At 67.5% G+C, this 26,446-nt stretch carries 28 protein-coding genes; 15 read left to right on the forward strand and 13 right to left on the reverse strand.

The window, feature by feature from the left end:
• Positions 1-6: 6 nt before the first annotated feature.
• From FHD67_RS11915 to FHD67_RS11960, 10 genes are all read right to left on the reverse strand, one after another.
• On the reverse strand, positions 7-1,173 hold the full coding sequence (locus tag FHD67_RS11915) for a TFIIB-type zinc ribbon-containing protein (RefSeq protein ID WP_139598804.1): 1,167 nt from the start codon (positions 1,171-1,173) through the stop codon (positions 7-9).
• A gap of 7 nt (positions 1,174-1,180) precedes the next feature.
• On the reverse strand, positions 1,181-2,299 hold the full coding sequence (locus tag FHD67_RS11920; RefSeq protein ID WP_139598805.1) for an SPFH domain-containing protein: 1,119 nt from the start codon (positions 2,297-2,299) through the stop codon (positions 1,181-1,183).
• 51 nt (positions 2,300-2,350) lie between these two features.
• Entirely contained in the window at positions 2,351-3,367 is a 1,017-nt protein-coding gene (locus tag FHD67_RS11925) for a DUF2927 domain-containing protein (protein WP_139598806.1), read from the reverse strand.
• Positions 3,367-4,551 carry a toxic anion resistance protein gene (locus FHD67_RS11930; protein ID WP_046001107.1) on the reverse strand — a complete coding sequence of 395 codons (1,185 nt, stop codon included), beginning with the start codon at positions 4,549-4,551 and terminating at the stop codon, positions 3,367-3,369. Before FHD67_RS11930 ends, FHD67_RS11925 begins: the two co-directional genes overlap by 1 nt.
• A gap of 167 nt (positions 4,552-4,718) precedes the next feature.
• On the reverse strand, positions 4,719-6,890 hold the full coding sequence (locus FHD67_RS11935; RefSeq protein WP_139598807.1) for a 3-hydroxyacyl-CoA dehydrogenase NAD-binding domain-containing protein: 2,172 nt from the start codon (positions 6,888-6,890) through the stop codon (positions 4,719-4,721).
• An 11-nt stretch (positions 6,891-6,901) separates the two neighbouring features.
• Positions 6,902-8,113 (reverse strand): acetyl-CoA C-acetyltransferase, encoded by a 1,212-nt coding sequence (locus tag FHD67_RS11940; protein ID WP_139598808.1) that lies wholly within the window; start codon positions 8,111-8,113, stop codon positions 6,902-6,904.
• On the reverse strand, positions 8,110-8,751 hold the full coding sequence (locus FHD67_RS11945) for a glutathione S-transferase family protein (RefSeq protein WP_046001104.1): 642 nt from the start codon (positions 8,749-8,751) through the stop codon (positions 8,110-8,112). Before FHD67_RS11945 ends, FHD67_RS11940 begins: the two co-directional genes overlap by 4 nt.
• 270 nt (positions 8,752-9,021) lie before the next feature.
• Complete coding sequence (locus tag FHD67_RS11950) at positions 9,022-10,800, reverse strand: acyl-CoA dehydrogenase C-terminal domain-containing protein (protein ID WP_046001103.1); 1,779 nt, start codon at positions 10,798-10,800, stop codon at positions 9,022-9,024.
• 11 nt (positions 10,801-10,811) lie between these two features.
• Entirely contained in the window at positions 10,812-11,204 is a 393-nt protein-coding gene (locus tag FHD67_RS11955; protein WP_045981991.1) for a MerR family transcriptional regulator, read from the reverse strand.
• 106 nt (positions 11,205-11,310) lie between these two features.
• Positions 11,311-11,658 carry a MerR family transcriptional regulator gene (locus tag FHD67_RS11960; RefSeq protein WP_206692757.1) on the reverse strand — a complete coding sequence of 116 codons (348 nt, stop codon included), beginning with the start codon at positions 11,656-11,658 and terminating at the stop codon, positions 11,311-11,313.
• 162 nt (positions 11,659-11,820) lie between these two features.
• Here FHD67_RS11960 and FHD67_RS11965 point away from each other — a divergent pair, with 162 nt between their 5' ends.
• The 3 genes from FHD67_RS11965 to FHD67_RS11975 are packed head-to-tail and all read left to right on the forward strand — an operon-like array spanning position 11,821 to position 14,044.
• Entirely contained in the window at positions 11,821-12,246 is a 426-nt protein-coding gene (locus tag FHD67_RS11965; RefSeq protein ID WP_045981990.1) for a PaaI family thioesterase, read from the forward strand.
• Positions 12,247-12,248: 2 nt separating this feature from the next.
• On the forward strand, positions 12,249-12,749 hold the full coding sequence (locus FHD67_RS11970; RefSeq protein ID WP_042247551.1) for a PaaI family thioesterase: 501 nt from the start codon (positions 12,249-12,251) through the stop codon (positions 12,747-12,749).
• Entirely contained in the window at positions 12,746-14,044 is a 1,299-nt protein-coding gene (locus FHD67_RS11975) for an MATE family efflux transporter (RefSeq protein WP_046001101.1), read from the forward strand. Before FHD67_RS11970 ends, FHD67_RS11975 begins: the two co-directional genes overlap by 4 nt.
• Here FHD67_RS11975 and FHD67_RS11980 read toward each other — a convergent pair.
• Both FHD67_RS11980 and FHD67_RS11985 read right to left on the reverse strand, forming a co-directional pair.
• Positions 14,041-14,583: a cytochrome b gene (locus tag FHD67_RS11980; protein ID WP_046001100.1), complete on the reverse strand. Its 543-nt coding sequence runs from the start codon at positions 14,581-14,583 to the stop codon at positions 14,041-14,043. The genes FHD67_RS11975 and FHD67_RS11980 overlap by 4 nt on opposite strands.
• 181 nt (positions 14,584-14,764) lie before the next feature.
• The gene (locus FHD67_RS11985; protein WP_046001099.1) at positions 14,765-15,079 is read right to left on the reverse strand and encodes a DUF1476 domain-containing protein; all 315 of its coding nucleotides are present in this window, start codon (positions 15,077-15,079) and stop codon (positions 14,765-14,767) included.
• A gap of 131 nt (positions 15,080-15,210) precedes the next feature.
• Here FHD67_RS11985 and purC point away from each other — a divergent pair, with 131 nt between their 5' ends.
• From purC to FHD67_RS12040, 11 genes are all read left to right on the forward strand, one after another.
• Entirely contained in the window at positions 15,211-15,972 is a 762-nt protein-coding gene (gene purC, locus FHD67_RS11990) for a phosphoribosylaminoimidazolesuccinocarboxamide synthase (protein ID WP_045981986.1), read from the forward strand.
• A gap of 14 nt (positions 15,973-15,986) precedes the next feature.
• Complete coding sequence (gene purS, locus FHD67_RS11995) at positions 15,987-16,226, forward strand: phosphoribosylformylglycinamidine synthase subunit PurS (protein ID WP_045981985.1); 240 nt, start codon at positions 15,987-15,989, stop codon at positions 16,224-16,226.
• 93 nt (positions 16,227-16,319) lie between these two features.
• Entirely contained in the window at positions 16,320-17,117 is a 798-nt protein-coding gene (locus tag FHD67_RS12000) for an ABC transporter ATP-binding protein (RefSeq protein ID WP_127899034.1), read from the forward strand.
• Between the two features lie 23 nt (positions 17,118-17,140).
• Positions 17,141-17,875, forward strand: coding sequence for a transporter substrate-binding domain-containing protein (locus tag FHD67_RS12005; protein WP_045981983.1), 735 nt, complete (start codon positions 17,141-17,143; stop codon positions 17,873-17,875).
• A 50-nt stretch (positions 17,876-17,925) separates the two neighbouring features.
• The gene (locus FHD67_RS12010) at positions 17,926-18,807 is read left to right on the forward strand and encodes an ABC transporter permease (RefSeq protein WP_139598809.1); all 882 of its coding nucleotides are present in this window, start codon (positions 17,926-17,928) and stop codon (positions 18,805-18,807) included.
• A complete protein-coding gene (locus tag FHD67_RS12015; RefSeq protein WP_139598810.1) occupies positions 18,804-19,628 on the forward strand; it encodes an ABC transporter permease in 825 nt (274 codons plus the stop codon). The genes FHD67_RS12010 and FHD67_RS12015 overlap by 4 nt, the downstream gene beginning before the upstream one ends.
• A 4-nt stretch (positions 19,629-19,632) precedes the next feature.
• Entirely contained in the window at positions 19,633-20,964 is a 1,332-nt protein-coding gene (locus tag FHD67_RS12020) for a glutamine synthetase family protein (protein WP_046001093.1), read from the forward strand.
• 84 nt (positions 20,965-21,048) lie between these two features.
• A complete protein-coding gene (locus tag FHD67_RS12025; protein WP_139598811.1) occupies positions 21,049-21,546 on the forward strand; it encodes an Lrp/AsnC family transcriptional regulator in 498 nt (165 codons plus the stop codon).
• Positions 21,547-21,716: 170 nt separating this feature from the next.
• On the forward strand, positions 21,717-22,859 hold the full coding sequence (locus FHD67_RS12030) for a glycine cleavage T C-terminal barrel domain-containing protein (RefSeq protein ID WP_139598812.1): 1,143 nt from the start codon (positions 21,717-21,719) through the stop codon (positions 22,857-22,859).
• 385 nt (positions 22,860-23,244) lie between these two features.
• On the forward strand, positions 23,245-23,820 hold the full coding sequence (locus FHD67_RS12035; RefSeq protein WP_139598813.1) for a methylenetetrahydrofolate reductase C-terminal domain-containing protein: 576 nt from the start codon (positions 23,245-23,247) through the stop codon (positions 23,818-23,820).
• On the forward strand, positions 23,817-24,803 hold the full coding sequence (locus tag FHD67_RS12040; RefSeq protein ID WP_139598814.1) for a methylenetetrahydrofolate reductase: 987 nt from the start codon (positions 23,817-23,819) through the stop codon (positions 24,801-24,803). Before FHD67_RS12035 ends, FHD67_RS12040 begins: the two co-directional genes overlap by 4 nt.
• 6 nt (positions 24,804-24,809) lie before the next feature.
• Here FHD67_RS12040 and FHD67_RS12045 read toward each other — a convergent pair whose 3' ends face one another.
• On the reverse strand, positions 24,810-25,088 hold the full coding sequence (locus FHD67_RS12045) for an SH3 domain-containing protein (protein ID WP_045982978.1): 279 nt from the start codon (positions 25,086-25,088) through the stop codon (positions 24,810-24,812).
• Positions 25,089-25,440: 352 nt separating this feature from the next.
• Here FHD67_RS12045 and dctP point away from each other — a divergent pair, with 352 nt between their 5' ends.
• Entirely contained in the window at positions 25,441-26,436 is a 996-nt protein-coding gene (dctP, locus tag FHD67_RS12050; protein WP_139598815.1) for a TRAP transporter substrate-binding protein DctP, read from the forward strand.
• Positions 26,437-26,446: the final 10 nt, after the last annotated feature.

The following is a 26,446-nucleotide window of genomic DNA, read 5'->3' on the forward strand; positions in this document are numbered from 1 at the left end:
TCGGCCCTATTGGGTCAGATACAGGATGGCTGCTAACGCTACCAGTGCCACGGCGACGGCCCCGGCGATTTTCCATGCCGAATACGGGCGTTCGCCCATGACCTTGCCGGTCTGGCCATTGACCACGAAGCGGTAGCTTGCGCCGTTGTAGCGATAGGCCGCCGCCCAGATCGGCAGCAGCACGTGCTTGAAGGTCTCGTTCACGAAGCGGCTGTCGACGTGATCGACGCGCTGTTCCGCGCTGCCGATGCTGCGGCGGGCGTCCTGGTGGATGACCTGCGCCATCTGCTGGCGCGCAGCCCCGTGACCGTCCGCCAGGGGGACGGTGTACCCCTCTGCCTCGAACCCCGACAGGAAGCGGGGGTCGTATTCCGCCACGGCCGACAGGTCCCAGGGCTTCATCGCCTCGGAGAAGCGCGGCGGCAGCGCGGTCGATGCGGGGATCAGCACGTCGTTGAACTGGCGCGCGACCTGACCCGACACCGGGGTCCAGCGGATGCGGCGTTCCTGGCGGCTGACCGTCTGCGTCCGGCCGTTCACGGTCTGGGTGCTTTGCACCATGACGTAATACGCATCGCCCCGCTGGCCGCGATAGCGCGACGTCGTGTCGGCGTCGAAGGTCCAGAAGGGGGAATAGATCCCGCTCAGCCGCCGATCCTTGCGCGCATAGGCCGTCAGGCCGGAGGGCGCAAACCACAGGCTGCCCAGCCACGCCTTCATCGCGGCGCGGGCCTGCGCCTCGGTCAGGGTAAAGGGCATCACCCCCTGCGGCTTGATGCGGCGGGTGGGGCCGGTGTCGGTGACGACCGGCGTCGCGCAGAAGGGGCAGGCGCTGGCGTGATGGTCGGCGTCCAGATCGACCTGTGCCCCGCAGTTCGGACAGGACAGGGTGCGGACGGTCTGCACGATGTCCGCGGCTCCCTGGGACAGATCCAGCCCCTCGGCCAGGGGAATCTCGCGAAGCGCGGGGCCCGGCGCGCGCGGGCCCTCGGACCATTGCAGGGCGGGGTCGGCGCTGCTGTCATCGGCCTTGCGCCCCGGCGCGCGGGCGGGGCCGGGGCCGATGGCCTGGCGGTGGCCGCACCAGTCGCAGACAAGCTCCTGCTGGCCGGGGCGAAAGGTCAGGCTGGCCCCGCATTGTCCGCAGGGAAAGCGGTGTTCGGCCGGGATCATCCGGTCCTCAGCGCGGCAGGGGCGGCGGCGTCGCACCAAGGATGGCGGCCAAGGCCGGGACCTGACCGGCCTCCAGCCAGCCATCCTGCCCTTCGGTCCAGACCAGCGTGGCAGGGGTCAGGCGCCCCTCGGCCACAAGCCGCGGCAGGTCGGATTGCGCATAGGGCCCCGAGGCCGCGCCGTCGATGGCCACATGCCAGCGTGGTGCCGTGCCGCCGGGCAGGGGCGGCGGGGCCGCAGGCGGCGCTGCGGGCTGCGGGGCGGCCGAGGGCACGGCGCCCCAAGGTCCGCGCATCGTGGCGCCCATGGCGGCCCCCATCGCGGCGCCCAGGCCGGCACCGGCGCCCCCCTCGTTCCGCGCGGCCGCCAGCATGGCCTCGGACGCGGCATACTGGCCGAAACGATCCAGATCGCCGATGATCCCCATGCTGGTACGCTTGTCCAGCATCGCCTCGACCTCGGCGGGCAGGCTGATGTTCTCGATATAGAATTCCGGCAGGACCAGGCCATAGGCCTCGATCACCGGGGCGATGGCCTTGGCGACCAGCGCGCCCAGCTGGTCGGTGTTGGCGGCCATGTCCAGAACGGGAATGTTCGACGCGGCGATGGCGCGGGAAAACTCCTGCACGATCACGTTGCGGATCTGGAAGGTGATCTCGTCGCGGGTGAAGTCGCCATCGGTGCCGACGATCTCGGACATGAACCGGGCGGGGTCGCTCACCCGCATCGCATAGGTGCCGAAGGCCCGCAGGCGGACCGGGCCGAATTCGGGGTCACGGGCGATGATGGGGTTGCGGGTGCCCCATTTCAGATCGTTGAAGCGGGTCGTGCTGACGAAATAGACCTCGGACTTGAAGGGGCTGCGAAAGCCGTGGTCCCAGTGCTGCAGGCGCGTCAGCACCGGCAGGTTGTTCGTCTCCAGCAGGTACAGGCCGGGGCCGAACACGTCGGCCAGCTGGCCCTCATGGACAAAGACGGCGGCCTGACCCTCGCGGACGGTCAGCTTGGCGCCGTACTTGATCGCGCGCCCGACCGTGTCGAAGCGCCAGACCATCGTGTCGCGGTCGTCGGCCGTCCATTCGATGATCTCGATGAATTCGCCGCCCAGGATGTCGAAGATGGACATAGGTGCCTCCCGCTGACCTCGCCCCTTTCTAGGGGCGGGCCGGGGACGGGATCAAGCGTTCTCGCCCAGCAGCTCGGTCGCGATGCGGCGGACGATGGGCGCGGCCTCCGCCTCGGACATGCCGGGACGCAGGCGGGGATCATAGAGGATCCGCAGCAGCAGTTCGTCATGGCGCGTCAGCAGCGCGAACTCCTCGTCGTCGTTGAAGATCGACGGACGCGCGCCGGGGCTGTCATTGGCCAGCCCCATTCCCTGCGCCAGCTCCTCGTGGATGCAGGACGTGCGCAGCAGCGGCGGCAGTTCGGCCCGGATCACCGCCACGGCGCGGGCATAGTCGGCGGCCGCCCCCTGCGAATAGGCGAAGACCGCGCAACTGATCGCGGCGGGCAGGTCCGTCATGATGGACACGTCCTGCGCCGGGATGCCCGGCACAAGCTGGGCCAGGCGCGGGCCGATGGCCCGGCGCTCATCCTCGGTCAGGACCAGGATGGTGAAGTTGCCGCCCTCGGCCGTCAGCGACACGGGATGGCGCGTGGCGTCCGACAGGCGGCCCGCGAAATCCGCGACCTCCGACCGCCAGGCGGGGCGGGCGGCCATGTCGGTCGAGGCGCCGAACTCCAGCTGCATCCGAACCGGACCCTGCCAGCGGCGCAGGGGTGCCGCGCGGGACTGCGACACCAGCCCGCCGTTGGTCTGGCTGTATTCGTCGCGCAGCGCGATGTCGATGAAGTTGCGGGTCAGGATCTCGGCGTCGATCGGCGCGTCCAGCGGGGTGCGGTCGCGGCGCAGGCGACCCTGCGCCACCAGCCGCCGTTCCGCCGCGGCATAATAGTCGCGCTGCGACTGGCTGGCTTGGCTGGGCGAGGCCGAGGCTTGGCGCGCGACGGCATTTGCGGCGCGGTTGCGTTCGGCCCGAGCGCGGCGCAACTCGGCTTGGCTTTGCGCGGCCGAGGCGGCCTCGGGACGTGCCTGCGGGCGCGGAGAGCCGGGCGTGTCCGTGAACGGGTCGGGGGCGCAGCCGCCCAGCAGCAGCGCCAATCCCAAGGCGGGGGCAGCCAGGCGCCGCATCAGCGCCGCCCGCCGGGGCCGGTGACGGCCGCAGGCTGCCGCGAGGATGCCGCCGCCAGCGCATCGCGCAGTTCGGCCTCCATGCGCACCAGTTCGGTCTCGGCCGAGGCGCGCCGCGAGCGACCTTCGTCGGCGATGCGCAGGCTGTCCTCAATCGTGGCGATCAGCTGGGCGTTGGCGGTCTGTACCGCCTTGATGTCAAAGACGCCGCGTTCCGTCTCGGCCCGGATCTGGGCGTTCGCCTGGCGCAGGTTGTCGGCGTTGCGCGTCAGCAGCTCGTTGGTCAGGTCGTTGGCCTCCTTGACCGCGCGGGCGGCCTCGGCGCTGCGCTGGATGGTGACGGCCTGGGCCAGCTGCGTCTCCCACAGGGGCACCGTGTTCACCAGGGTCGAGTTGATCTTGGTGACCAGCGACTTGTCGTTCTCCTGCACCAGCCGGATCGAGGGCAGCGACTGCATCGTCACCTGACGCGTCAGCTTCAGGTCGTGGACGCGGCGTTCCAGGTCGTCGCGCAGGGTGCGCAGGTCGCGCAGCTCCTGTGCCTCGATCACCTGGTCGGGCTGCGCCTTTGCGGCCAGTTCGGCCTCCTTGGCGGGGATAGTCTCGCGGTCCAGCTCGGCCAGCTTTTCGGTGCCCGCGGCGATGTACAGGGCCAGCTCGTCATAAAAGGTCAGCGTGCGGTCATACAGGATGTCCAGCGACTTGATGTCCTTGAGCAGCTTCTGCTCGTGCCCCTCCAGCTCGGCCGTGATGCGGTCGATCTGGGTCTGGACCTGTTCATAATTCGCCACGAACTTGGCAAAGGGCGCCGACCGGCCCAAAAGCCTTTCCCACCAGCTGCGGCTGCGGCGCATGTCCAGCTCGCTGGTCGAGAATCCGCGGATCGTGGTCACGACCTCGCGCAGGCTGTCGCCGGCCGGGCCGACCTCCTTGGCCTTGACATCGGCCAGCATGGACTGGCTGATCTGCTGCAGATCGGCCTGCGCACGGGTGCCGAAGCGGAGGATGGAGTTGCTGTCCTTCAGGTCGATCTCGGCCATGCGGGCGCGGATCTGGGCCTGGACGGCGGGGTCGGCATCGGACAGGGACTGCGCCGCAGGAGCAGGCTCGGGCAGCGGGGCCGAGGCGATCGCCTCGATCTGGGCCTGGGCAGCTTCGGCGCGGCGTTTCGTCTCGTCACTCATCGGCATGTCCCCTTGTCGGCCATCCGCCCGTCGGGCGGTTCCGTTGTCGCAGCATATGACTAATTTCCGCGGCTTCAACGACGGCCAGACCGGAAAGTTTCGTCACATGGCAGGGCGGACACAGCGGGTGGTGCGGATGGGCCACAAGCGCGGCCCATCCGGGGGTGTCAGGCCGCGGCCTTGCGCCCGTAGAAGCTGTCGCCCCTGGCGGCCATGTCGCGCAGCATCTGCGGCGCCTTGAAGCGGGCACCGTGCGCGGCCTCCAGCCGGTCGCAGATCTCGACCGCCTTCTGCGCGCCCAGGATGTCCAGCCAGCCGAAGGGACCGCCCGACCAGGGCGCAAAGCCCCAGCCCAGGATGGCGCCCACATCGCCTTCGCGGATATCCTCCAGCACGCCGTCCTCCAGCGCGCGCACCGCCTCCAGGCTCTGGGCGAACATCAGGCGGTGCTGGATCTCGTGCAGGTCGGGCTGATCGGCGCTGCGCGGGTACTGCGCGTCCAGACCCTCCCACAGGCCCTGCCGCTTGCCGTCCTCATAGGCATAGAAGCCCGCGCCGCCCTTGCGTCCCATCCGGCCCTGGTCGGCCATCCAGAACAGCACGTCGTCGACCGCGCCGTCGGGATAGGCGTCGCCCATCGCGGCCTTGGTCGCCTTGGCGATCTTGACGCCCAGGTCGATCGAGGTCTCGTCGACCAGCTGCAGCGGACCCAGGGGCATGCCCATCATCTTGGCGGCGTTTTCCACCAGCGTGGGGTTCACGCCCTCGGCCACCATGCGGATGCCTTCGTTGATATAGGGGATGATGCAGCGGTTGGCATAGAAGAACCGTTCGTCGTTCACGACGATGGGGGTCTTGCGGATCTGGCGCACGAAATCTAGCGCCTTGGCGACCGCCACGGGACCGGTTTCCTGGCCCTTGATGATCTCGACCAGCAGCATCTTGTCGACCGGGCTGAAGAAGTGGATGCCGATGAACTGTTCGGGGCGCGCGCTGGCACGCGCCAGATCGCTGATCGGCAGGGTCGAGGTGTTGGTGGCGAAGATCGCACCCGACGGGATCACCGCCTCGGCCTTCTTCGTGACCTCGGCCTTGACCGAGGGGTCCTCGAAGACCGCCTCGACGATCAGGTCGCAACCCTGCAGGGCCGCGTAATCCGTGGTCGCGGTGATGCGGGCCAGAACCTCGGCCTTCTTCTCCTCGGTCGACTTCTTGCGGCTGATGGCCTTGTCCAGAAGGCCCGTGGAATAGGCCTTGCCGCGGTCGGCGCTGTCCTGGGCCGCGTCGATCAGCACGACCTCGATCCCGGCCATGGCGCTGACATAGGCGATGCCCGCGCCCATCATGCCCGCACCCAGGATGCCGACCTTGCGGACGGTCTGGTCGGGGGCCTCGGGGCGGTTCGCGCCCTTCTCAAGGGCTTCCTTGTTAATGAACAGGCTGCGGATCATTGCGGTGGACGAAGGGTTCATCAGCACGTTGGTGAACCAGCGCGCCTCGATCTTCAGCGCCTGGTCGAACGGCACCATCGACCCCTCATAGACCGCCGACAGCAGCGCCTTGGCCGCCGGATAGACGCCCATCGTCTTGCCGTGCACCATCGCGGATGCGCCCACGAAGGTCATGAAGCCCGCCGGGTGGAACGGCTCTCCGCCCGGCATCTTGTAACCCTTGGCGTCCCACGGCTTGACCAGGTCGGCCTCCTTGGCCTCCAGCACCCAGGCCTTTGCGGCGGCCAGTGGGTCTTCGACGACCTCGTCGATCAGCCCGGCCGATTTCGCCTTCTTGGGGTCCGACAGCTTGCCCTCCAGCAGGAAGGGTGCGGCCATCATGGCGCCCAGCTTGCGCGTCAGGCGGGTGGTGCCGCCGGCGCCGGGAAAGATGCCGACCATGATCTCGGGCAGGCCGATCTTGGCCTTGGCATTGTCGGCCGCAAAGATGCGATGCGTGGCCAGCGGCAGTTCCAGCCCGATGCCAAGCGCGGTGCCGGGCAGGGCGCTGGCGATCGGCTTGCCGCCCTTCTTGGTCTTGGGGTCCATGCCCGCCAGCTCGATCTTGCGCAGCAGACGGTGCAGCGTCATCACGCCGTCGAACACGCCCTGCGCGCCGTTCGCGTCCTTCATGCCCGCGATGACTTTCAGGTCCATCCCGGCGGCAAAGTCCTTCTTGCCGCTGGTGATGACGATGCCCTTGACGGCATCGTCGGCCAGTGCGTCGTCGATCAGCCCGTTCAGGGTGGTCGCACCGTCCATCGACAGCACGTTCATCGACTTGCCCGGCACGTCCCAGGTGATCACCGCGACGCCCTCGGCGCCTTTTTCCATCGTGAAATCGGTCATGTCCGGGCTCCTCACACGCGTTCGATGATGGTGGCCGCGCCCATGCCGGACGCGATGCACAGGGTCGCCAGACCCATGGTCTTGTCCTGCCGCTCAAGCTCGTCCAGCAGGGTGCCGATGATGATCGCGCCGGTCGCGCCCAGGGGGTGGCCCATGGCGATGGCGCCGCCGTTCACGTTGACCTTGGAATGGTCCACGTCGAAAGCCTGCATGAAGCGCAGCACCACGGATGCGAAGGCCTCGTTCACCTCGAAAAGGTCGATGTCGCCGATGGACAGGCCGCTGTCCTTCAGGATCTTCTCGGTCACGGGAACCGGGCCGGTCAGCATGATCGTGGGGTCGGTGCCGATCTTGGCGGTGGCGCGGATGCGCGCGCGGGGCTTCAGGCCATGCGCCTGCCCGAATTCCGCGTTGCCGATCAGCACGGCCGCGGCGCCGTCGACGATGCCGCTGCTGTTGCCGGCATGGTGGATGTGATCGACATGGGTCAGGTGCGGGTATTTCAGCATCGCGACCTTGTCAAAGCCGGGCATCATCTCGCCCATCTCCTTGAAGGCCGGGCGCAGCTTGGCCAGATCGTCCGCCGTGGTGCCGGGGCGCATGTATTCGTCGCGGTCCAGGATGGTCAGGCCGTTTTGGTCCAGCACCGGGACGATGGATTTGGCAAAGCGGTTCTCGGCCCAGGCCTGCGCCGCGCGGCGCTGGCTTTCCAGCGCCAGCGCATCGGCATCCGCGCGGCTGAAGCCGTATTCGGTCGCGATGATGTCGGCGCTGATCCCCTGCGGTACGAAATAGGACCGCATGGCCAGTCCCGGATCGACCGCGATGGCCGCCCCGTCGCTGCCCATGGCAACGCGGCCCATCATCTCGACCCCGCCGGCGATATAGGCCTGGCCCGCGCCGCCCTTGATCTGGTTGGCGGCCAGGTTCACGGCCTCCATGCCGGATGCGCAAAAGCGGTTGATCGACAGGCCGGGAATGCTCTGGTCCAGGTCCGATGCCAGCACGGCGCTGCGCGCCAGGCAGCCGCCCTGTTCCTTGACCTGGGTCACGTTGCCCCAGATGACATCCTCGACCGCGTGGCCTTCCAGCCCATTGCGGTCCTTGACGGCGTTCAGCAGGCGCGCCGACAGCGCCAGCGAGGTGACCTCGTGCAGGCTGCCATCGGGGCGGCCCTTGCCGCGCGGCGTGCGGGCGGCGTCATAGATGAATGCGTCGGTCATGTGTCCTCCTTGGGCGCCCGGTCGGATGGGTTGCCGGGCATCAGATCATATGGGTGTTTCCAGCCGGGCAGCGCGGCGATGCCGTCCAGCCAGCGATCGATATGGGGCCAATCCTTGCGGTCAAAGCCGAAGGGCTCGGGATAGTACAGGTAACCGCACAGCGCGAAATCGGCGATGGTCGGGCCGCCGGGTGCGACCCAGTCGCGGTCAGCCAGATGCGCTTCCAGCACCTGATAGGCCCCTTTCAGCCGTCCCTGCAGGTATTCCGCGGCTCCTGCCGGACGCTTGTCCGCGGGCAGGAAGTTCAACAGGAACCGCGCCGGTCCCGCCTGGCCCGAGACCTTGTGGTTGTCAAACATCAGCCAGCGCAGCGTCTCGTTGCGGTCGCTGCCCAGGAACCTGCCGGTGCGTTCCGCGACGTGCAGCTGGATGACGGCCGATTGGGTCAGGGTCACATCGCCCTCACGGAACACCGGGACCTCGCCCATCGGGTTCAACGCCCGAAATGCGGGGCTGCGCCCCTCTCCGTTAAAGAAGTCGACGTAGACGGGCTGCCAGTCATAACCCGCCACTTGCATCGTCAGGGCCGGTTTGTAGGCGTTCCCGGATTCGCCAAAGCACCAGAGTTGCGCGGTCATCTTTCCTCCTCGACGCCGGGGGCTGCGCGCCCCCGGACCCCCCGCAGGGTATTTGGGCAAAGAAGAAGCGGCGTTAACCACTTCTTCAACTGAGCGGCATTAGTCTGGTCCTGCGGTACAGGGTGGGGAGCCGATGACCGCCAAAGGAGAAGTCGCCCCGGCCTGTGGGCCGACAACGCCTGACCCGACAACAATCGGGAGAGGTCGGGGCGCATCCTGCTTCTTCTTTGCAAAAATACCCAATCCGACCTCTCCGCCCTTGCTGCCGGATCAGAAGGCTTCTGCCTCCAGCTCCATCACCGTGGCTGCTCCGGATTGGATGCGGGCCAGATGCGTGGCGGTCATCGGCAGCTGCCGTTTCATGTAGTAGCGGCCGGTTGCCAGCTTGGTCTTGTGGAACGCCGGGTCCGCGGTGCCCGCATCCAGCGCCGCCTGTGCGGCGACCGCCATCCGGGCCCACATGTAACCAAGGGTTACGTGACCAAACAGGTGCATGAAGTCGTAGCTGCCCGACAGCGCATCGTTCGGGTTCTTCATGCCGCGTTCCATGAAGAACATGGATGCCGCCTGCAGGTCCTTGGACGCGGCCTTCAGCGGTTCGATGAAGTCGCCGGCCAGTGCCTGATTGCCGGACTGTTCCTTGCAGAACGATTTGACCATGTCGAAGAAGGCCATCACATGCTTGCCGCCATCCTGGGCCAGCTTGCGGCCGACCAGGTCCAGCGCCTGCACGCCGTTCGCACCTTCGTAGATCATGGTGATGCGGGCATCGCGGACGAACTGGCTCATGCCCCATTCCTCGACATAGCCGTGGCCGCCGAAGACCTGCTGGGCCAGGACCGTCGCCTCGAAGCCCTTGTCGGTCAGAAAGCCCTTGATGACCGGGGTCATCAGCGACACCAGCCCCTCGGCGTCCTTGTCGCCGGCCAGGTGGCCGCGGTCGATCAGATGCGCGCCCCACAGCGCCAGCGCGCGAGCACCCTCGATAAAGCTCTTCTGGTCCAGCAGGCTGCGGCGGATGTCGGGGTGCACGATCAGCGGATCGGCGGCGCCCTGCGGATTCTGCGCGCCGGTCACCGCACGGCCCTGCAGGCGGTCCTTGGCATAGGCCAAAGCGTTCTGATAGGCGGGCACCGCCGCGGCATAGCCCTGCAGGCCGACGCCCAGACGCGCCTCGTTCATCATGGTGAACATGGCGCGCATGCCCTTGTGCAGGTCTCCCAGCAGCCAGCCTTTCGCGCCGTCATAGTTCATCACGCAGGTCGCGTTGCCGTGGATGCCCATCTTGTGCTCCAGCGCGCCCACCGACACGCCGTTGCGATCGCCCAGAGAGCCGTCCGCGTTCACCAGGAACTTCGGCACGATGAACAGGCTGATGCCCTTGGTGCCCTCGCCGCCGCCGGGTGCCTTGGCCAGGACCAGGTGGACGACGTTCTCGGCCATGTCGTGATCACCGGCCGAAATGAAGATCTTCTGGCCCGTGATCAGATAGCTGCCGTCATCCTGCGGTTCCGCCTTGGTGCGCAGCAGGCCCAGATCGGTGCCGCAATGCGGTTCCGTCAGGTTCATTGTGCCGGTCCAGTCGCAGCTGACCATCTTGGGCAGATAGGTCTGCTTCTGGTCGTCGGTGCCGTGAGCGTGGATCGCAGAATAGGCGCCGTGGGTCAGGCCCTGGTACATGTTGAAGGCCATGTTGGCCGACACGAACATCTCTCCGGTGGCCACGCCCATTGTGTAGGGCATGCCCTGGCCACCGTATTCGGGGTCGCAGTCCAGCGCGGTCCAACCGCCCTCCTTGACCTGCTCGAACGCCTCGCGGAAGCCCTTGGGCGTGCGCACGACGCCATTCTCCAGAACGCAGCCCTCCTGGTCGCCGGACAGGTTCAGGGGCGCCAGCACCTCGGCGGACAGCTTGCCTGCGGCTTCCAGCACGGCCTCGGTAAAGTCGGGGGCCAGTTCGTCATGGCCGGGCAGGTCGGATTGCGACAGCTTCAGAACGTCGTGCAGGACGAACTGCAGGTCGCGGATCGGGGGCGTGTACGAAGGCATGTCGGGATCCTTTACGGCTGTTCTGTGGGGGCTGCGGAAAGCCGGCCCTCGGCATCCGAGATCTGCTGGCGAAGGTCGGCGATCGCCTCGCTCAGTTCGGCATATTGCCGTTCCATGTCCGCCAGGCGGTCGCGGCCGACATCGATCGTGGCCGCGATCTGCGCGCGGTTCGTGCCGCCGGGTTCGTACAGCTGCAGCAGCTGGCGGATCTGTTCCAGGCTGAACCCGAAGCGCTTGCCGCGCAGGATCAGGATCAGCCGGGCCCGGTCGCGTCGGTCATACAGCCGGTGCTGGCCGCGGCGCTGGGGAAAGATCAGCTCTCGTGCCTCGTAGAACCGCAGCGTGCGCGGGGTCACGTCAAAGGCGTCGCACATCTGGCGGATGGTCATCAGATCTTCGGACATGGGTGCGGCTCCTCCTCAAACCGGCTTTCCGTCCTTTCCTGAACATAACCCCAAGTTGACGCGAACGTAAGCAGGACGCGGCGTCACAAGGGCGCGTGCCGCCGCGTCAGCCCATCTTGGCCAGTTCGGCCACGGTGGTCTGGCGCAGCTGGTCCAGGTCCGCCCGCGCCGCCGTCAGGTCGGCGATCTGACCGTCCAGCACGGCCAGCTGGCGGTCGGCCATGTCGATCCAGACCTGGTACTGCTCGCGAGAGCCCTTCTTGTCATAGATCTGCAGCCATTGGCGGATCTCCTCCAGGCTGAAGCCGAAGCGCCGCCCGCGCAGGATCAGGGTCATGCGCGCGACCTCGCGCGGGCCATAGAACCGGGCGCGGCCTTCCTTTCGGGGCTGCAGCAGTTCGATGTATTCGTAATAGCGCAGCGTGCGGGGCGTCACCTCGAACCGTGCGCACATGTCCTTGAAGCTGATGCGGTCTTCGGTCACCCGGCACCTCCCTGGAAGATTTCCCTTGGCGTCAACCTAAGCGCAGCCGCATCCTTTCTCAACCGAATCGCGCGCCGGGGCTTGATCCGGGTCCCGACCGGACGCTACCCCTCGCGCAAAGAAGGACGCCCCATGACCGATCCCGACGATCACGCCCGCATCGCCCAGCAGTTCATCGAGGCGATCCCCCATGCGCGCGCCCTGGGCATGCGGGTCGAGGAGATCGGCGCCGGCCGCGCCACGATCAGCATGCCCTGGGCCGAACACCTGGTCGGCGATCCGCGCACCGGGGTGATCCACGGGGGTGTCGTCTCGGCGCTGATGGACACCTGCTGCGGGGCGGCGGTGATGGCGCATCCGACGAACCCGCGATCGACCGCGACGATCGACCTGCGCATCGACTACATGCGAGCCGCGACGCCGGGGCAACGCATCACCGCGCGGGCCGAGTGCTATCACATGACCCGCAGCGTGGCCTTCCTGCGCGCCGTGGCCCTGGACGAGGACGAGGCCAATCCCGTCGCCGCCGCCACCGGCGCCTTCACGGCGGAGCGGTGATCATGGGCGACCGCAACGAACCCCTGCACCAGATCAAGTCGCGCCGCGATTCGGCCCTGGCGGCGATGGTCACCGGCGTGCCCTACATGACCTGGCTGGGCATCCGCTTCGACCGGCGCGGGGACGAACTGACCGCGATCCTGCCCTATGACGACAAGCTGATCGGCAACCCGATGCTGCCTGCGATCCATGGCGGGGTCACCGCGGCCTTCCTGGAGGTCACGGCGATCATCGAGCTGGGCTGGGCCGCGATGTGGGAGGACCTGGAATCAGGCCGCATCGCCCCGGACGCGGCAGTTCCCGACAGCCTGCCGCGCCTGCCAAAGACCATCGATTTCACCGTCGACTACCTGCGGTCGGGCCTGCCGCGCGATGCCTATGCCCGCGCCCGCGTGGTGCGGTCGGGCCGGCGCTATGCGTCCGTCCATGTCGAGGCGTGGCAGGACAACCGCGCCCGCCTGATCGCCCAGGCCACCGGTCACTTCCTGATGCCGCAGCCTTGAGCCTGCTGACCCACCGCCGGGTGCTGCAGATCGCGGTGCCCATCGTGCTGTCCAACCTGACGGTGCCGTTGCTGGGGCTGGTCGATACCGGCGTGGTGGGCCAGCTGGGCCAGCCGCAGGCCATCGGTGCGGTGGGGATCGGCGCGATCATCCTGACGTCCATCTACTGGGTGTTCGGGTTCCTGCGCATGGGCACGTCCGGTCTGGTGGCGCAGGCGCATGGCGCGGGCGACGCGCCCGAGGTCGGCGCCCATCTGCTGCGCGCGCTGGCCATCGCCGCCGCGGCGGGGCTGGTCTTCATCGCGCTGCAGGCGCCGATCTTCTGGGCGGCCTTCCGGCTGGCCCCGGCCTCGGATGCGGTCGAGGCGCTGGCCCGCGACTATCTGGCGATCCGGATCTGGGGCGCGCCTGCGACCATCGGATTGTACGCGATCACCGGCTGGCTGATCGCGGTCGAACGCACCCGTGCGGTGCTGGCGCTGCAGCTGGTGCAGAACGGGCTGAACGTCGCGCTGGATGTGTGGTTCGTGCTGGGCCTGGGGCTGGGCGTGGCGGGCGTCGCCTGGGCCACGCTGATCGCGGAGCTGTCCGGCGTGGCGCTGGGCCTGTGGCTGGCGCGGCACGTGCTGGGACAGGCGCGGCGCGCGGCGGGGCTGTGGGCGCGCGACCGGCTGACGCGGCTGGCGCGGGTGAACAGCGACATCATGATCCGGTCGGTCCTGCTGCAGGGCTGCATGACCAGCTTCCTGTTCCTGGGGGCGGGGCAGGGCGACGTGCCGCTGGCCGCGAACCAGGTGCTGCTGCAGTTCGTGGCGCTGACCGCCTATGCGCTGGACGGGTTCGCCTTTGCCGCCGAAAGCCTGGTGGGACAGGCCGTGGGCGCGCGCCGGCCGGACCGGGTGCGGCGGGCGTCGCTGCTGACCTCGGCCTGGGGGCTGGGGGGTGCGGTCGTGATGGGGCTGGTCTTCATCGTCGCGGGGGGCGCGATCATCGATCTGCTGACCACCTCGGACGCGGTGCGGCAGGCGGCGCGCATCTATCTGCCCTGGCTGGCGCTGGCGCCTCTGATCGGGGTGGCGGGCTGGATGCTGGACGGCATCTTCATCGGGGCCACGCTGACGCGGGACATGCGCAACGCGATGATCCGGTCGGTGGCGGTCTTCGCGGCCTGCGTGCTGATCCTGCCGCCCTTCTGGGGCAACCACGGCCTGTGGGCCGCGCTGATGGCGCTGAACCTGGCCCGCGCGGTGACGATGCTGCGCCGCTATCCCAATGCCGAGGCCGCCGCCGCCTAGCCCGCCATGCGACGCAGCAGGCGGTCGCGCAGTACGACCTGGTGGAACAGCGCCATGGCGATATGGCCCAGGATCAGCACGCCCATCACCCAGGCCAGCTCTCCGTGAAAGTTCGACCCGATGTCGGTGGCAGTCTTGACGACCTGGTCCGGGGCGCGCGGCGCGAAGATCTGGAACCCGAAGGGCGCAAAGCCCCGTTCCCCGCCCCAGGCCCGCAGCAGCGCCGCCGAGGGAACCGCCAGCATCAGCGCATAGAGCGCGACATGCCCCAGCCTTGCCGCATGGCCCAGCAGGCCCGCCCGGCGGGGCGGGCGACGATCACGGTTCACGGCAGCCCAGACCACGCGCAGGACGATCAGCACGAACAGGATGGTTCCGACCTGGGTGTGGTTGGCGGTCAGTGCGACGGCCAGGGGCGCCTCGTCGCCCAGCAGGCTTTCAGACAGCATGCCGCCGAACTGCCACGCCATCAGGGCGGCGATTCCCCAATGAAGCGTCCGGGTCACGGCTCCATAGCGGTCCTGATTGTCCCAAAGCATGTTCCGGCATCCTGTCGTTGATAGGGCAGACCCCTTCATCCCACGGTTCGGCAGGAACGCGACGGCAAAAATGCCGGGTCACCAAAGCTTGACCCCGGCTGCCTTGCGCGCGTGCACCGCGGGAAGGAATGGAAAAGGGGGGCGCGATGCCCCCCTGATCCGGTCTGCTGACGATGGCGGCTCAGGTCTCGTCGATGACCTGGCGGCGGGCCTCGTCCATCAGGCGGGCCATCTGCGCGCGGATCGTTTCGGCATCGGCGACGCCTGTCAGGTCGGCCTCGACCTTGCGGAAGACGTCCTCCTCTCCGGGCTCGGCGAAATCGGCGCTGACGACGGTCATGGCATAGGCGCGGGCGTCGTCGCCGGTCTTGCCCAGTTGTCCGGCCGCCCATTCGCCCAGCAGGCGGTTCCGGCGCGCCTCGGCCTTGAAGCGCAGGTCGGCGTCATGGGCGAACTTGGATTCGTAGGCGCGCTCTCGATCGTTGAACGTGGTCATCGGGCCCTCCTGTGCGGCGTCTGGGACAAGATATGCCCATCGGCATGCCTTGTCGCAAGGCTCGTATTGCCCCCGACCGGCAATCCGGGGTAAGCGGCATCTTCAGGGACATGCGAAAGGACGGTGGGCCCATGGCACCGCGGCGCAAGAAAGTTTACGAAGGCAAGGCCAAGATCCTCTACGAGGGCACGGAACCCGGCACGCTGATCCAGTACTTCAAGGATGACGCGACCGCCTTCAACGCGCAGAAGCGCGCCACCATCGAAGGCAAGGGCGTGCTGAACAACCGCCTGTCCGAGTTCTTCATGAACGGGCTGACGAATATCGGCGTCCCGAACCACTTCATCCGCCGCATCAACATGCGCGAGCAGCTGATCCGCCAGGTCGAGATCATCCCGCTGGAAGTGATCGTGCGCAATTTCGCGGCCGGGTCGCTGTCCAAGCGCCTTGGGCTGGAGGAGGGCACGGCCCTGCCGCGGCCCATCGTCGAGTACAGCTACAAGAACGACGAGCTGGGCGACCCGATGGTGTCCGAGGAATACATCATCGCCTTCGGCTGGGCGACCCAGCAGGACCTGGACGACATCGTCAGCCTGGCGCTGCGGGTGAACGACTTCCTGTCGGGGGTGTTCTACGGCGCCGGCATCAAGCTGATCGATTTCAAGATCGAGGTCGGACGTGTCTGGGACAATGATTTCATGCGCCTGATCGTGGCCGACGAGATCAGCCCCGACAGCTGCCGGCTGTGGGACGTCAAGACGGGACAGAAGCTGGACAAGGACGTGTTCCGCCGCGACTTGGGCAACCTGACCGACGCCTATACCGAGGTGGCGCGCCGGCTGGGCCTGATGCCCGCCAACACGACCAGCCTGAAACCGACCGCGATCAACTGAGAGGGACTGCCGCCATGAAAGCACGTGTCACCATCATGCTGAAGGACGGCGTCCTGGACCCCCAGGGCGAGGCGATCCGCCATGCCCTGGGCGGGCTTGGCCACCAGGACGTCACCGGCGTCCGCCAGGGCAAGCTGATCGAGCTGGACCTGGCCGCCACCGACGCCGAGGCGGCCCGCGCCGAGGTCGCCAGGATGTGCGAGGGCCTGCTGGCCAACACCGTGATCGAGAAATACTCGATCGAGATTGCGTAAGCGTTCGGCTGACGCTGCGGCAGCCTGCCCTTATCGGCAGGTTGCCCCCTGCACCCCGTTGCAAAACGCGCGCGTTTGACGCCCAATGTGCGGATGATGAACCAGACCCCGACCCCTCACAGCGCCGCCCCGGTCATTTCGATCAACGGGTTGCACAAGTCCTATGGTCCGCTTGACGTCCTCAAGGGCGTGTCCATGACCGCCCCGCGCGGTCATGTGGTCAGCCTGATCGGGTCGTCCGGGTCGGGCAAGTCCACGCTGCTGCGCTGCTGCAACCTGCTGGAGAACAGCCAGGCCGGAGAGATCCTGTTCGAGGGCGAGCCGGTCCGCTGGAAGGGGCAGGGGCAGGGCCGCCACCCCGCCGACCGCGCCCAGGTCACGCGGATGCGCACCAACCTGTCCATGGTGTTCCAGCAGTTCAACCTGTGGGCCCACATGACGATCCTGCAGAATGTGATGGAGGCCCCGGTCACCGTGCTGGGCGAGGATCGCGCCGCAGTCGAGGCCCGCGCCCGCGACCTCTTGGCCAAGGTCGGCATCGGCGACAAGGCGGACGCCTGGCCCGCGCAGCTGTCGGGCGGCCAGCAGCAGCGTGCCGCCATCGCCCGCGCGCTGTGCATGCAGCCCAAGGCGCTGCTGTTCGACGAACCCACCAGCGCGCTGGACCCCGAGCTGCAGCAGGAGGTCGTCCGCGTCATCAAGGATCTGGCCGGAGAGCATCGCACGATGATCCTGGTCACCCATGACATGCGGCTGGCCGCCGATGTCAGCGATCACGTCGTGTTCCTGCATCAGGGCGTGGTCTGCGAAGAAGGCCCGCCGGATCGCCTGTTCGGGAACCCGCAGACCGACCGTCTGCGCCAGTTCCTGTCCGCGACCATGGCGACATAAGAAACCAACAGGAGAGACCCCGAATGAAATCCCTGACGATCGCGGCCGCCGCGCTGATGCTGACCGCGGGCCTGGCCCAGGCCCAGACCATCCGCATGGGCACCGAAGGCGCCTATGCGCCCTACAACTTCATCGACGACGCCACCGGCGAGGTCACCGGCTTCGAGATCGAGCTGGGCAACGAGCTGTGCAAGCGCGCCGAGCTGGACTGCACCTGGGTGCGCAACGATTGGGATTCGATCATCCCGAACCTGGTCTCGTCGAACTACGACACGATCATGGCCGGCATGAACATCAACGCCGAACGCCAGGCGGTCATCGCCTTCACGCAGCCCTATACCCCGCCGACGCCGTCGGCCTATGCGGCGCTGGCGGCTGACGTCGACGTCGAGGGCGGCATCGTCGCGGCCCAGACCAGCACCATCCAAGCGGGCTATGTCGCCGAGAGCGGCGCGACGCTGATCGAGTTCCCGAACCCCGACCAGGCCGTCGCCGCCGTCCGCAACGGCGAGGCCGATGCGATCCTGGCCGACCGCGACTTCCTGGCCCCCATCGTCGAGGAATCCGGCGGAGAGCTGGTCTGGGTCGAGGGCATGGACCGCGTCGCCCTGGGCGAGGGCATCGGCATGGGCCTGCGCCAGTCCGACACCGAGCTGCTGGAGAAATTCGACGCGCAGATCACCGCGATGAAGGAAGACGGCAGCCTGAACGACATGATCAAGAAGTGGTTCGGCGACGACGCGCTGCTGTTCGAATGATCTGACCCGCCGCCGCGGACTCGTGCCGCGGCGGCCCTTCGGGAAGTCCCATGTTCGCATATTGCACCGATCCGTCCCTGCTGCAGGGGCTTGCCTGGCTGTCGTGCTACCTGACATCGGGCACGCATCTGCTGTTCTATGCCAGCTTCGGGACGGTGCTTCTGCTGTTGGCGATCACCGCGCCCATCGCACTGCTGTTCGGCTTTGGCGGCGCCATGGCCAGCCGCTCGCGCATCGCGCCGCTGCGGTGGTTCGGGGGGATCTACACCTCGATGGTGCGGGGCGTGCCGGACATCATCTTCTTCCTGTTCGTGCCGATCGCGCTGGACCAGGGCTTCGAATGGGTGCGCCATCAGGTCCTGTGCGACAGCGATGCGCCCGTCCGGCAGGGCAACGATTTCGTCGTCTGCGCCGCGGCCAAGCTGCCGCTGAACGACGCCGCGCCCTGGGTGCATGACGTCTATGGCATCTTCCTGGCGGTCATCGCCTTCTCGATCGTCTTCGGTGCCTTTGCCGCGAACGTGCTGTCCGGCGCCATGGCGGCCGTGCCCCGCGCCCAGCTGGAGACGGCCGAGGCCTATGGCATGTCGCCTGCGCAGGTGAACCGCCGCGTGCTGATTCCGCAGATGTGGACCTATGCCCTGCCGGGCCTGTCGAACCTGTGGATGATCCTGATCAAGGCCACGCCACTTCTGTTCCTGCTGGGGGTCGAGGACATCGTCTATTGGGCGCGCGAGCTGGGCGGCTCCAAGACCAGCGCCTTCACCTATCCGCATCCGGACTGGCGGCTGTATTACTTCCTGGCGATCCTGGTGTTCTATCTGGGCATGACCTGGATCTCGGAACGCGTGCTGGGCCGCGTCATGCGGCGGCTGTCGCGCGGCCAGGCCACGCTTGGCGGCGAGGCCGAGCGCAAGGGAGCCCCGGCATGAGCTGCGTGCAGACCATCCAGGACTATGCCCTGCGCTCGATCGGCTATGGCGAGCGGCTGTTGCCGCGTGAGGGATATGACCTGTGCCAGCAGGCGGTGTTGATCGGGTCGGGCCTGATCTGGAACCTGTATTTTGCAGTGCTGGCGTTGTCGGTCGGCTTCTTCATCGCGACCGGCGTGGCGCTGGCCAAGGCCAGTGCCAACCCTTGGCTGCGCAAGCCCGCGAACGCCTTCATCTTCGTCTTCCGCGGCAGTCCCTTGTTCATCCAGTTCTTCATCGCCTATGAATCGCTGGTGCTGCTGCCGCGGGCGGGCATCGACGTCCTTGGGATGACCATCCAGACCAGCTGGCTGACGCGGGCCTGGGCCGGGGCGCTGATCGTGCTGATCCTGAACACCGCGGCCTATAGCGCGCAGATCTTTCACGGCGCGCTGATGTCGGTCCCCAAGGGAGAGGTCGAGGCCGCCGACGCCTATGGCCTGACCGGGTGGAAGCGGTTCCGGCGGATCGTCTGGCCCACCATGCTGCGCCTGGCCTGGCCCAGCTACACGAACGAGGCGATCTTCCTGTTCCACGCCACGACGCTGGTCTATTTCAGCGGCTTTCCGGCGTTCCAGCAAAAGGGCGACGCGCTGTACTATGCCAGCTACTTCGCGGACCGGACCTTCAACCCCTTCGTCGCCTATCCCATTGCCGCCGCTTATTTCATCGCTGCCACCTTGGCATTGATTTGGCTTTTCGGCAGGGTGAACAAGCGGCTGAACCGGCATCTGCCGGGTGCGACCAGCCGCGTCCGGTACCGTCCCCAGTTGATGAGATAATCCCATGGAATGGCTGCGCGAACACCCCGAGGTCAAGACGATCCGCGTCGCGGCAGCAGACCTGAACGGTGTCGCGCGGGGCAAGCGCGTGCCCGCCCGCTATGCCGGCAAGCTGCTGGAGGAGGGGACCAAGTTTCCCTATTCGGTCCTGAACCTGGACATCTGGGGCGAGGATGTCGAGGACAGCCCGCTGGTCTTCGAATCCGGCGACCCCGACGGGCTGCTGCTGCCCACCGAACGGGGGTTCCTGCCCATGCCGTGGCTGGACGCGCCCACGGGGCTTCTGCCGTTGTGGATGTTCCACCCCGACGGCACCCCCTATGACGGCGATCCGCGCCAGGCGTTGGCCCGCGTGGCCGAACGCTATGTCGCGGCCGGGCTGGTGCCGGTGGTGGCGACCGAGCTGGAATTCTTTCTGATCGACGACAGCGGCAAGACGCTGCGCGTGCCGCCTAGCCCGAAATCCGGCAAGCGGCGCACCGGCGGCGAGGTCCTGTCGCTGCGCGCGCTGGATGCGTTCGACCAGTTCTTCACGACGCTCTATGACGCCTGCGAGGCGATGGACATTCCCGCCGACACCGCCATCTCGGAGGCGGGGCCGGGACAGTTCGAGATCAACCTGATGCATCAGGCCGATCCGCTGAAGGCCGCCGACGACACCTGGCTGTTCAAGATGCTGGTCAAGGGCATCGCCCGCACCTACGGCTTTGCCGCCAGCTTCATGGCCAAGCCCTACGAGATGTTCGCGGGCAACGGGATGCACATGCATTTCTCGATCCTGGACCGGGCCGGGCGAAACATCTTCGACAATGGCGGAGAGGAGGGGACCGAGGCGCTGCGCCAGGCCGTCGCCGGCTGCCTGCGTGCCATGCCCGGATCGACCCTGCTCTTTGCCCCGCACGAGAACAGCTTTGACCGCCTGGTTCCCAACGCCCATGCCCCGACCGGCATCGGCTGGGCCTATGAGAACCGCACCGCCGCGATCCGCATCCCGTCCTCGGGCCCCAAGGCCCGGCGGATCGAGCATCGCGTGGCTGGCGGCGACGTGAACCCCTATCTGACCATCGCCGCCATCCTGGGGGCCGCGCTGAACGGGATCGAGGACCAGCTGGTCGCCCCCGCGCCCTTCAAGGGCAACGCCTATGACCAGAAGCTGGCGCAGCTGCCCGGCGACTGGGGCGCCGCGATCGAGGCGTTCGACAGCTGCCCCGAGATCCGCCGCATCCTGCCCGCGCATCTGGTCGACAACTATCTGATGACCAAGCGCCAGGAGCTGCATTACATGGCCGAGCTGTCCGACGAGGAGACGGTCGAGCTGTACCTGGACACGGTCTGATCGCGACGATGGCCCGCCCGCCCGTTTCCGGGCAGCAGGGCCGTGGGCAATGTTCGCCGTCCGTGACGGCAAGTGAGGCGATGGATGAGCAGGCCAGGCCTTGATGCGACCGACATCCGCATCCTTGCGGCCGTGCAGCAGCACGGGCAGCTGAGCAAGGCGCGACTGGCCGAGCTGGTGAACCTGTCGCCCACCCCCTGCTGGGCGCGGCTGACGCGGCTGCGCGAGGCCGGGCTGATCCGGGGATACCGGGCCGACATCGCGCTGGAGCGCATTGCCAATGTCACCCAGGTCGTCGTCACCGTATCGCTGGCGCAGCACCGCAAGGTCGATTTCGACCGGTTCGAAAGCCATATCGGCGCCCTGCCGGAGATCACCGAATGCATCGCGACCGGCGGCGGGATGGATTATGTCCTCAAGGTCGTCACCCAAAGCCTGACGGCGTTCCAGACCCTGATGGAATCGCTGCTGGAGGCCGATCTGGGGATCCAGCGCTATATGACCTATATCGTCACGCGACAGGTCAAGGCGGCACAGCCCGACCTAAAGGCGCTGACGCGCGCGCCCGCGCACCCCGCCTGACCCGGCGCGGGATTCTCTGGCCAAGACCGTCCGGTCTGCAGTCCACTCCAAGAACAGCCCGACCAGACTGTTTGCGCGCCGGATTTGGCCCGTGCGTCGTCCGCATCCGCGCTTAGATGGCAGATGTCCCGCCCCGGCCACCGGCCCATTTTCGTGGAAGAAGACGTCAGATGACCCAGATCCAAGATTTCGGTTTCGGAACCCAGATCCGCAAGTCCCCCTATTTCGACGCGACCGTCCGATGGGGCGCCACGGGGTTCTCGGTCTATAACCACATGTACATCCCGCGCGACTTTGGTGATCCGGTGCAGAACTTCTGGAACCTGATCAACGACGCGATCCTGTGCGACGTCGCCGTCGAGCGTCAGGTCGAGATCACCGGCCCCGACGCGGCGCGGTTTGTCCAGATGCTGACCCCGCGCGACCTGTCCAAGATGGCGGTCGGACAGTGCAAATACGTGCTGATCACGAATGCCCAGGGCGGCATCCTGAACGACCCGGTCCTGCTGCGGCTGGCGGAAAACCATTTCTGGATATCGCTGGCCGACAGTGACATCCTGCTTTGGGCGCAGGGGGTCGCGGTGAATTCGGGAATGGACGTCACGATCAGGGAACCGGACGTGTCGCCCCTGCAGCTGCAGGGGCCGAAATCGGGTGCGGTGATGCGGGCGCTGTTCGGCGACGCGATCATGGACCTGCGCTATTACTGGTTGCGCAGGGTCGATCTGAACGGCATCCCGCTGATCGTGTCGCGCACCGGCTGGTCCAGCGAGCTGGGATACGAGTTGTATCTGCAGGACGGCAGCCGCGGCGACGCGCTGTGGGAGCGGATCATGGCCGCGGGTGCGCCCCTGGGGCTGAAGGCGGGCCACACTTCTTCGATCCGCCGGATCGAGGGGGCGATGCTGTCCTATCATGCCGATGCCGACATCGACACCAATCCCTATGAGCTGGGTCTGGACCGGCTGGTCGACCTGGACATCGAGGCCGATTTCATCGGCAAGGACGCACTGCGCCGAATCAAGGCCGACGGCCCCGCCCGCCGCCAGGTCGGCCTGGTGATTGACGGCGCGCCGCTGAAGGGGCCGAACACGACCTTCTGGCCCGTCACCCGTGACGGCCAGGTCGTGGGCAAGGTCACCTCGGCGATCCATTCGCCACGGCTGGATCGCAACATCGCGCTGGCGATGCTGTCGGCCGGATCGGCACAGATGGGCGCCCAGGTTCAGGTCCGGACCCCGGACGGCACGCGGTCCGCGACCATCGTCGAGCGGCCCTTTCACGACCCCAAGAAGACCATCGCCGTCGCCTGACCCTGCCCCCGGATCACGGAGCCTCAGACATGTCCGATCTGTCCTGCCCCCCGACGCGGATGGTGCCTCTGTCCGGGGACCGCCGCGTGCTGATGTCTGAGGATGCAGATGCGCGATAAGGCGATGTCGCTGCAGCCCCCCGGGGCAGGGCGCACCTTTCCGGCGACGCGTGGTGCATTGTCGCCCTGCGCCCGCAAGGGGCTGGTCGCATGCGGGCGGGTGACCGGGGTTGCTCCGGTGCGTTGCCCGTCTGGCACCCGGCGAACACGCCCGACCTGTTCAATCACCTCGCCCGATCGGGACGCGCGTGCTGCGCGATCGGGTCGGGCGACTGAACGCGGCGACATGATGGGCAACCGGCCTTCCATGCGGCGGGGCGGATAGCATGTACCGCCTTCGCCGTCTTGCCGTCCGTCATGCCCGCGCCTTCGAATGGGTCTATGTCCGGTTCGAGGCCGCTCTGGTCGCCCTGGACCCGCTGTTCCGGCGCATCGGGTATCACCGGCTGGAACGCCCCGTCGCCGCGGTCGAGCGGTTGACCAAGGGCCTGCTGTTCGACTGCCGGATGTGCGGGCAATGCGTGCTGTCCTCGACCGGCATGTCCTGCCCGATGAACTGCCCCAAGACATTGCGGAACGGTCCCTGCGGCGGCGTGCGCCCCGGCGGCTTCTGCGAGGTCGATCCGCAGATGCGCTGTGTCTGGGTGATGGCCTGGGAGGGGGCCGCCCGGATGCGCGACGGCGCGCGGATCGGCGACGTCCAGCCGCCCGTGGACCGCAGCCTGCAGGGGTCGTCGTCCTGGCTGCGCGTTGCGCGCGAAAAGGCGGCGCACCCGGCCGGGCCGCCCGACGCCCCCCGCGGCACCATCGCCCGCGCCTTTCCGCAGGCCCGCGCCCATGAACCGGCGGCCGCGCCCCTTGCGGTCGAGCCGCGACCGGCCGACCGGGGGCCGCGCCGATGACCGACCTCCCGCCCGTCGATTTCGACCGCTGGCAGCCGTCCTATGACCCGCCGCCCCCCGGCCACGTGTCGGGCAGCCGGTTAGAGCGCGTGCTGCGCCAGGGTCATTTCGCGGTCACCGCCGAACTGAACCCGCCCGACAGCGCAGACCCCGCGGATGTCTTTGCCGCTGCGCGCCCGCTGGCCCGGGTCGCCGACGCGATCAACGCGACGGATGCGTCGGGGGCCAACTGCCACATGTCGTCGATCGGCATCTCGGCCCTGCTGACGCGGGCGGGGATCGGGACGGTCTATCAGATATCGTGCCGCGACCGGAACCGCATCGCGATCCAGGGGGACGTGCTGGGGGCGGCGGCGATGGGGGTGCGCAACGTGCTGTGCCTGACCGGCGACGGAGTGGGGGTGGGCGATCAGCCCGGCGCGCTGCCGGTCTTCGATCTGGATTCGATCTCGCTGCTGCGCACCATCCGGACGATGCGCGACGATGGCATGTTCCTGTCGGGCCGCCGCATCACCAGCCCGCCGCGCATGTTCCTGGGCGCGGCCGAGAACCCCTGCATCGCGCCGTTGGACTGGCGTCCCGACCGCCTGGCCAAGAAGGTCGAGGCGGGCGCGGACTTCATCCAGACGAACTATATCTTCGACGTCCCGACCTTCGCGCGCTTCATGGCGCGGGTCCGCGACCTAGGCCTGGACCGGCGGGTGTTCATCCTGGCCGGGGTCGGCCCGCTGGCCTCGGCCAGGGCCGCGCGCTGGATGCGCAGCAACGTTCCCGGCGTCCATATCCCGGACGCGGTGATCGCCCGGATGGAGCGGGCCGCCGATCCCGGCGAGGAGGGCAAGCGCTTGTGCATCGAGCTGATCCAGCAGATCCGCGCGATTGCGGGTGTCAGCGGCGTGCATGTCATGGCTTATCGCCGGGAGCACCTGGTGTCCGAGATCATCGCCCAGTCCGGCGTGCGCGAGGGGCGCCCGGCGGACTGACCGCCGTCAGCGATGCGCCAGGTATTCTGCCGCCACATAGCCCGAGACGCTGGGCCGGTCGGCAAGCATCACCCTGCACCAGACCTTACCGTCGGTGGTCACGCAGTTCTGCCGCGTCAGGCGCGTGCCGTCGGGCAGGCCGATGATGATCCTATGGTTCAGCCCCGGCCCCTCGCGCAGCTTGAGAAGGTCGTCGGGGCCGGCACCCTGCACCACCGCGCCGGAGCCGACCGCGCAGGCCGTGACCGTCATGAGCGCAAGAAAGGCGGCAAGATATGGTCGCATTGTAGGTCCCTGATCGTTTCGCCGCCGATACGACACCATCGCGCCCATGACGGCAATCGGGTTCGCACCGGTCGCGGTCGATTGACGCTGCTTTGGATGCTGGAAAGGTGGCGTTGCCCAAAGCATTGGGGTCATCCGTTAATGGACGAACCCTTGACGGAAATTGTGTGCAAGGCGAGTTGGGCGGCCGATACTATTATTCGTCGATGCCCTTTCTGCACGTTTAACGGCGTTACCAGATTGTCTGCGCCGCTTTACAGCAAAAATATTGTATGCATTATCTGAAGGCGCCGGCGCTCGGGGAGGAGCGGCCGGATCACGGCGAGGGGCCGGGAATATCAGGGAGGAAGTGATGAAACACGCGATAGCGGCTGCCGTCATGAGCGGCGCGATGTGCCTGATGGCCGGGGATGCGTCGGCCGAGCGGACCTTGCGCATGACCGTCCAGGTCGGTGCCAACCACCCCGTCGGCGCGAACACCCATTATTTCGCCGAACAGCTGAACGAGATTTCCGGCGGCGAGATGACCGTGCGCGTCTTTGACAGCGCGTCGCTGTTCAAGGGGCAGGAGGTGCCGCAGGCGATCTCCAGCGGCGCGATCGACATGGGCATCGTGCTGGCCGACGAATATGCAGGGTCCGTCCCGGCGGCCGGCATCTTCTCGGTCGCGTTCATGTTCCCGAACTATCAGATCCTGGCGCGCGCCGCCGACCGCAAAGGCGCGTTCCGCACGACCTTTGACAACCTGCTGCTGGAGGCCGGGTCCAAGGTGCTGTGGTGGCAGGACTACGGCCCGGTGCAGATGCTGTCCAAGGGCGCGCCGGTCGTCTCTCCGGAGGACATGCGCGGCAAGATGGTGCGTGCGACCGGCAAGCCCACGGGCGATCTGATCGAGGCCGTAGGCGGATCGGCGGTGGTCGTCGGCGGCGCCGAGCAGTTCGTGGCCTATCAGCGCGGCCTAGTCGATATCGGGATGAGCGGGACCACCGCGGTCAAGTCGCGTGCGCTTTATGAGGTGATGGATCATGTCACCATGACCAGCCACGGCCTGGCCGAATTCATCGCGGTCATCAACCCGGCCCTGTGGGACAGCATGTCCGAACAGGAGCAGGCCTGGATGACCGAGGCCGCCATCCGCGCCGAGGAGAAGATGCGCGCCGAGACCGAGGCCGAGAATGTCGAGGCCGCGCAGTGGCTGGCCGAGAACGGCCATGCGACCGTCACCGAACTGACGCCCGAGCAGATCGCCGTCTGGCAGGAGGCCACCCGCCCCGCGGTCGAGCAGTTCCGCCAGGAGGCGGGCGAGGCGGGAGACCAGCTTCTGACGGCGCTCGACGCGCTGCGCTGAGGGCAGGGGC

The sequence above is a fragment of the Paracoccus haeundaensis genome, from assembly GCF_006239215.1.
Classification (GTDB): domain Bacteria; phylum Pseudomonadota; class Alphaproteobacteria; order Rhodobacterales; family Rhodobacteraceae; genus Paracoccus; species Paracoccus marcusii.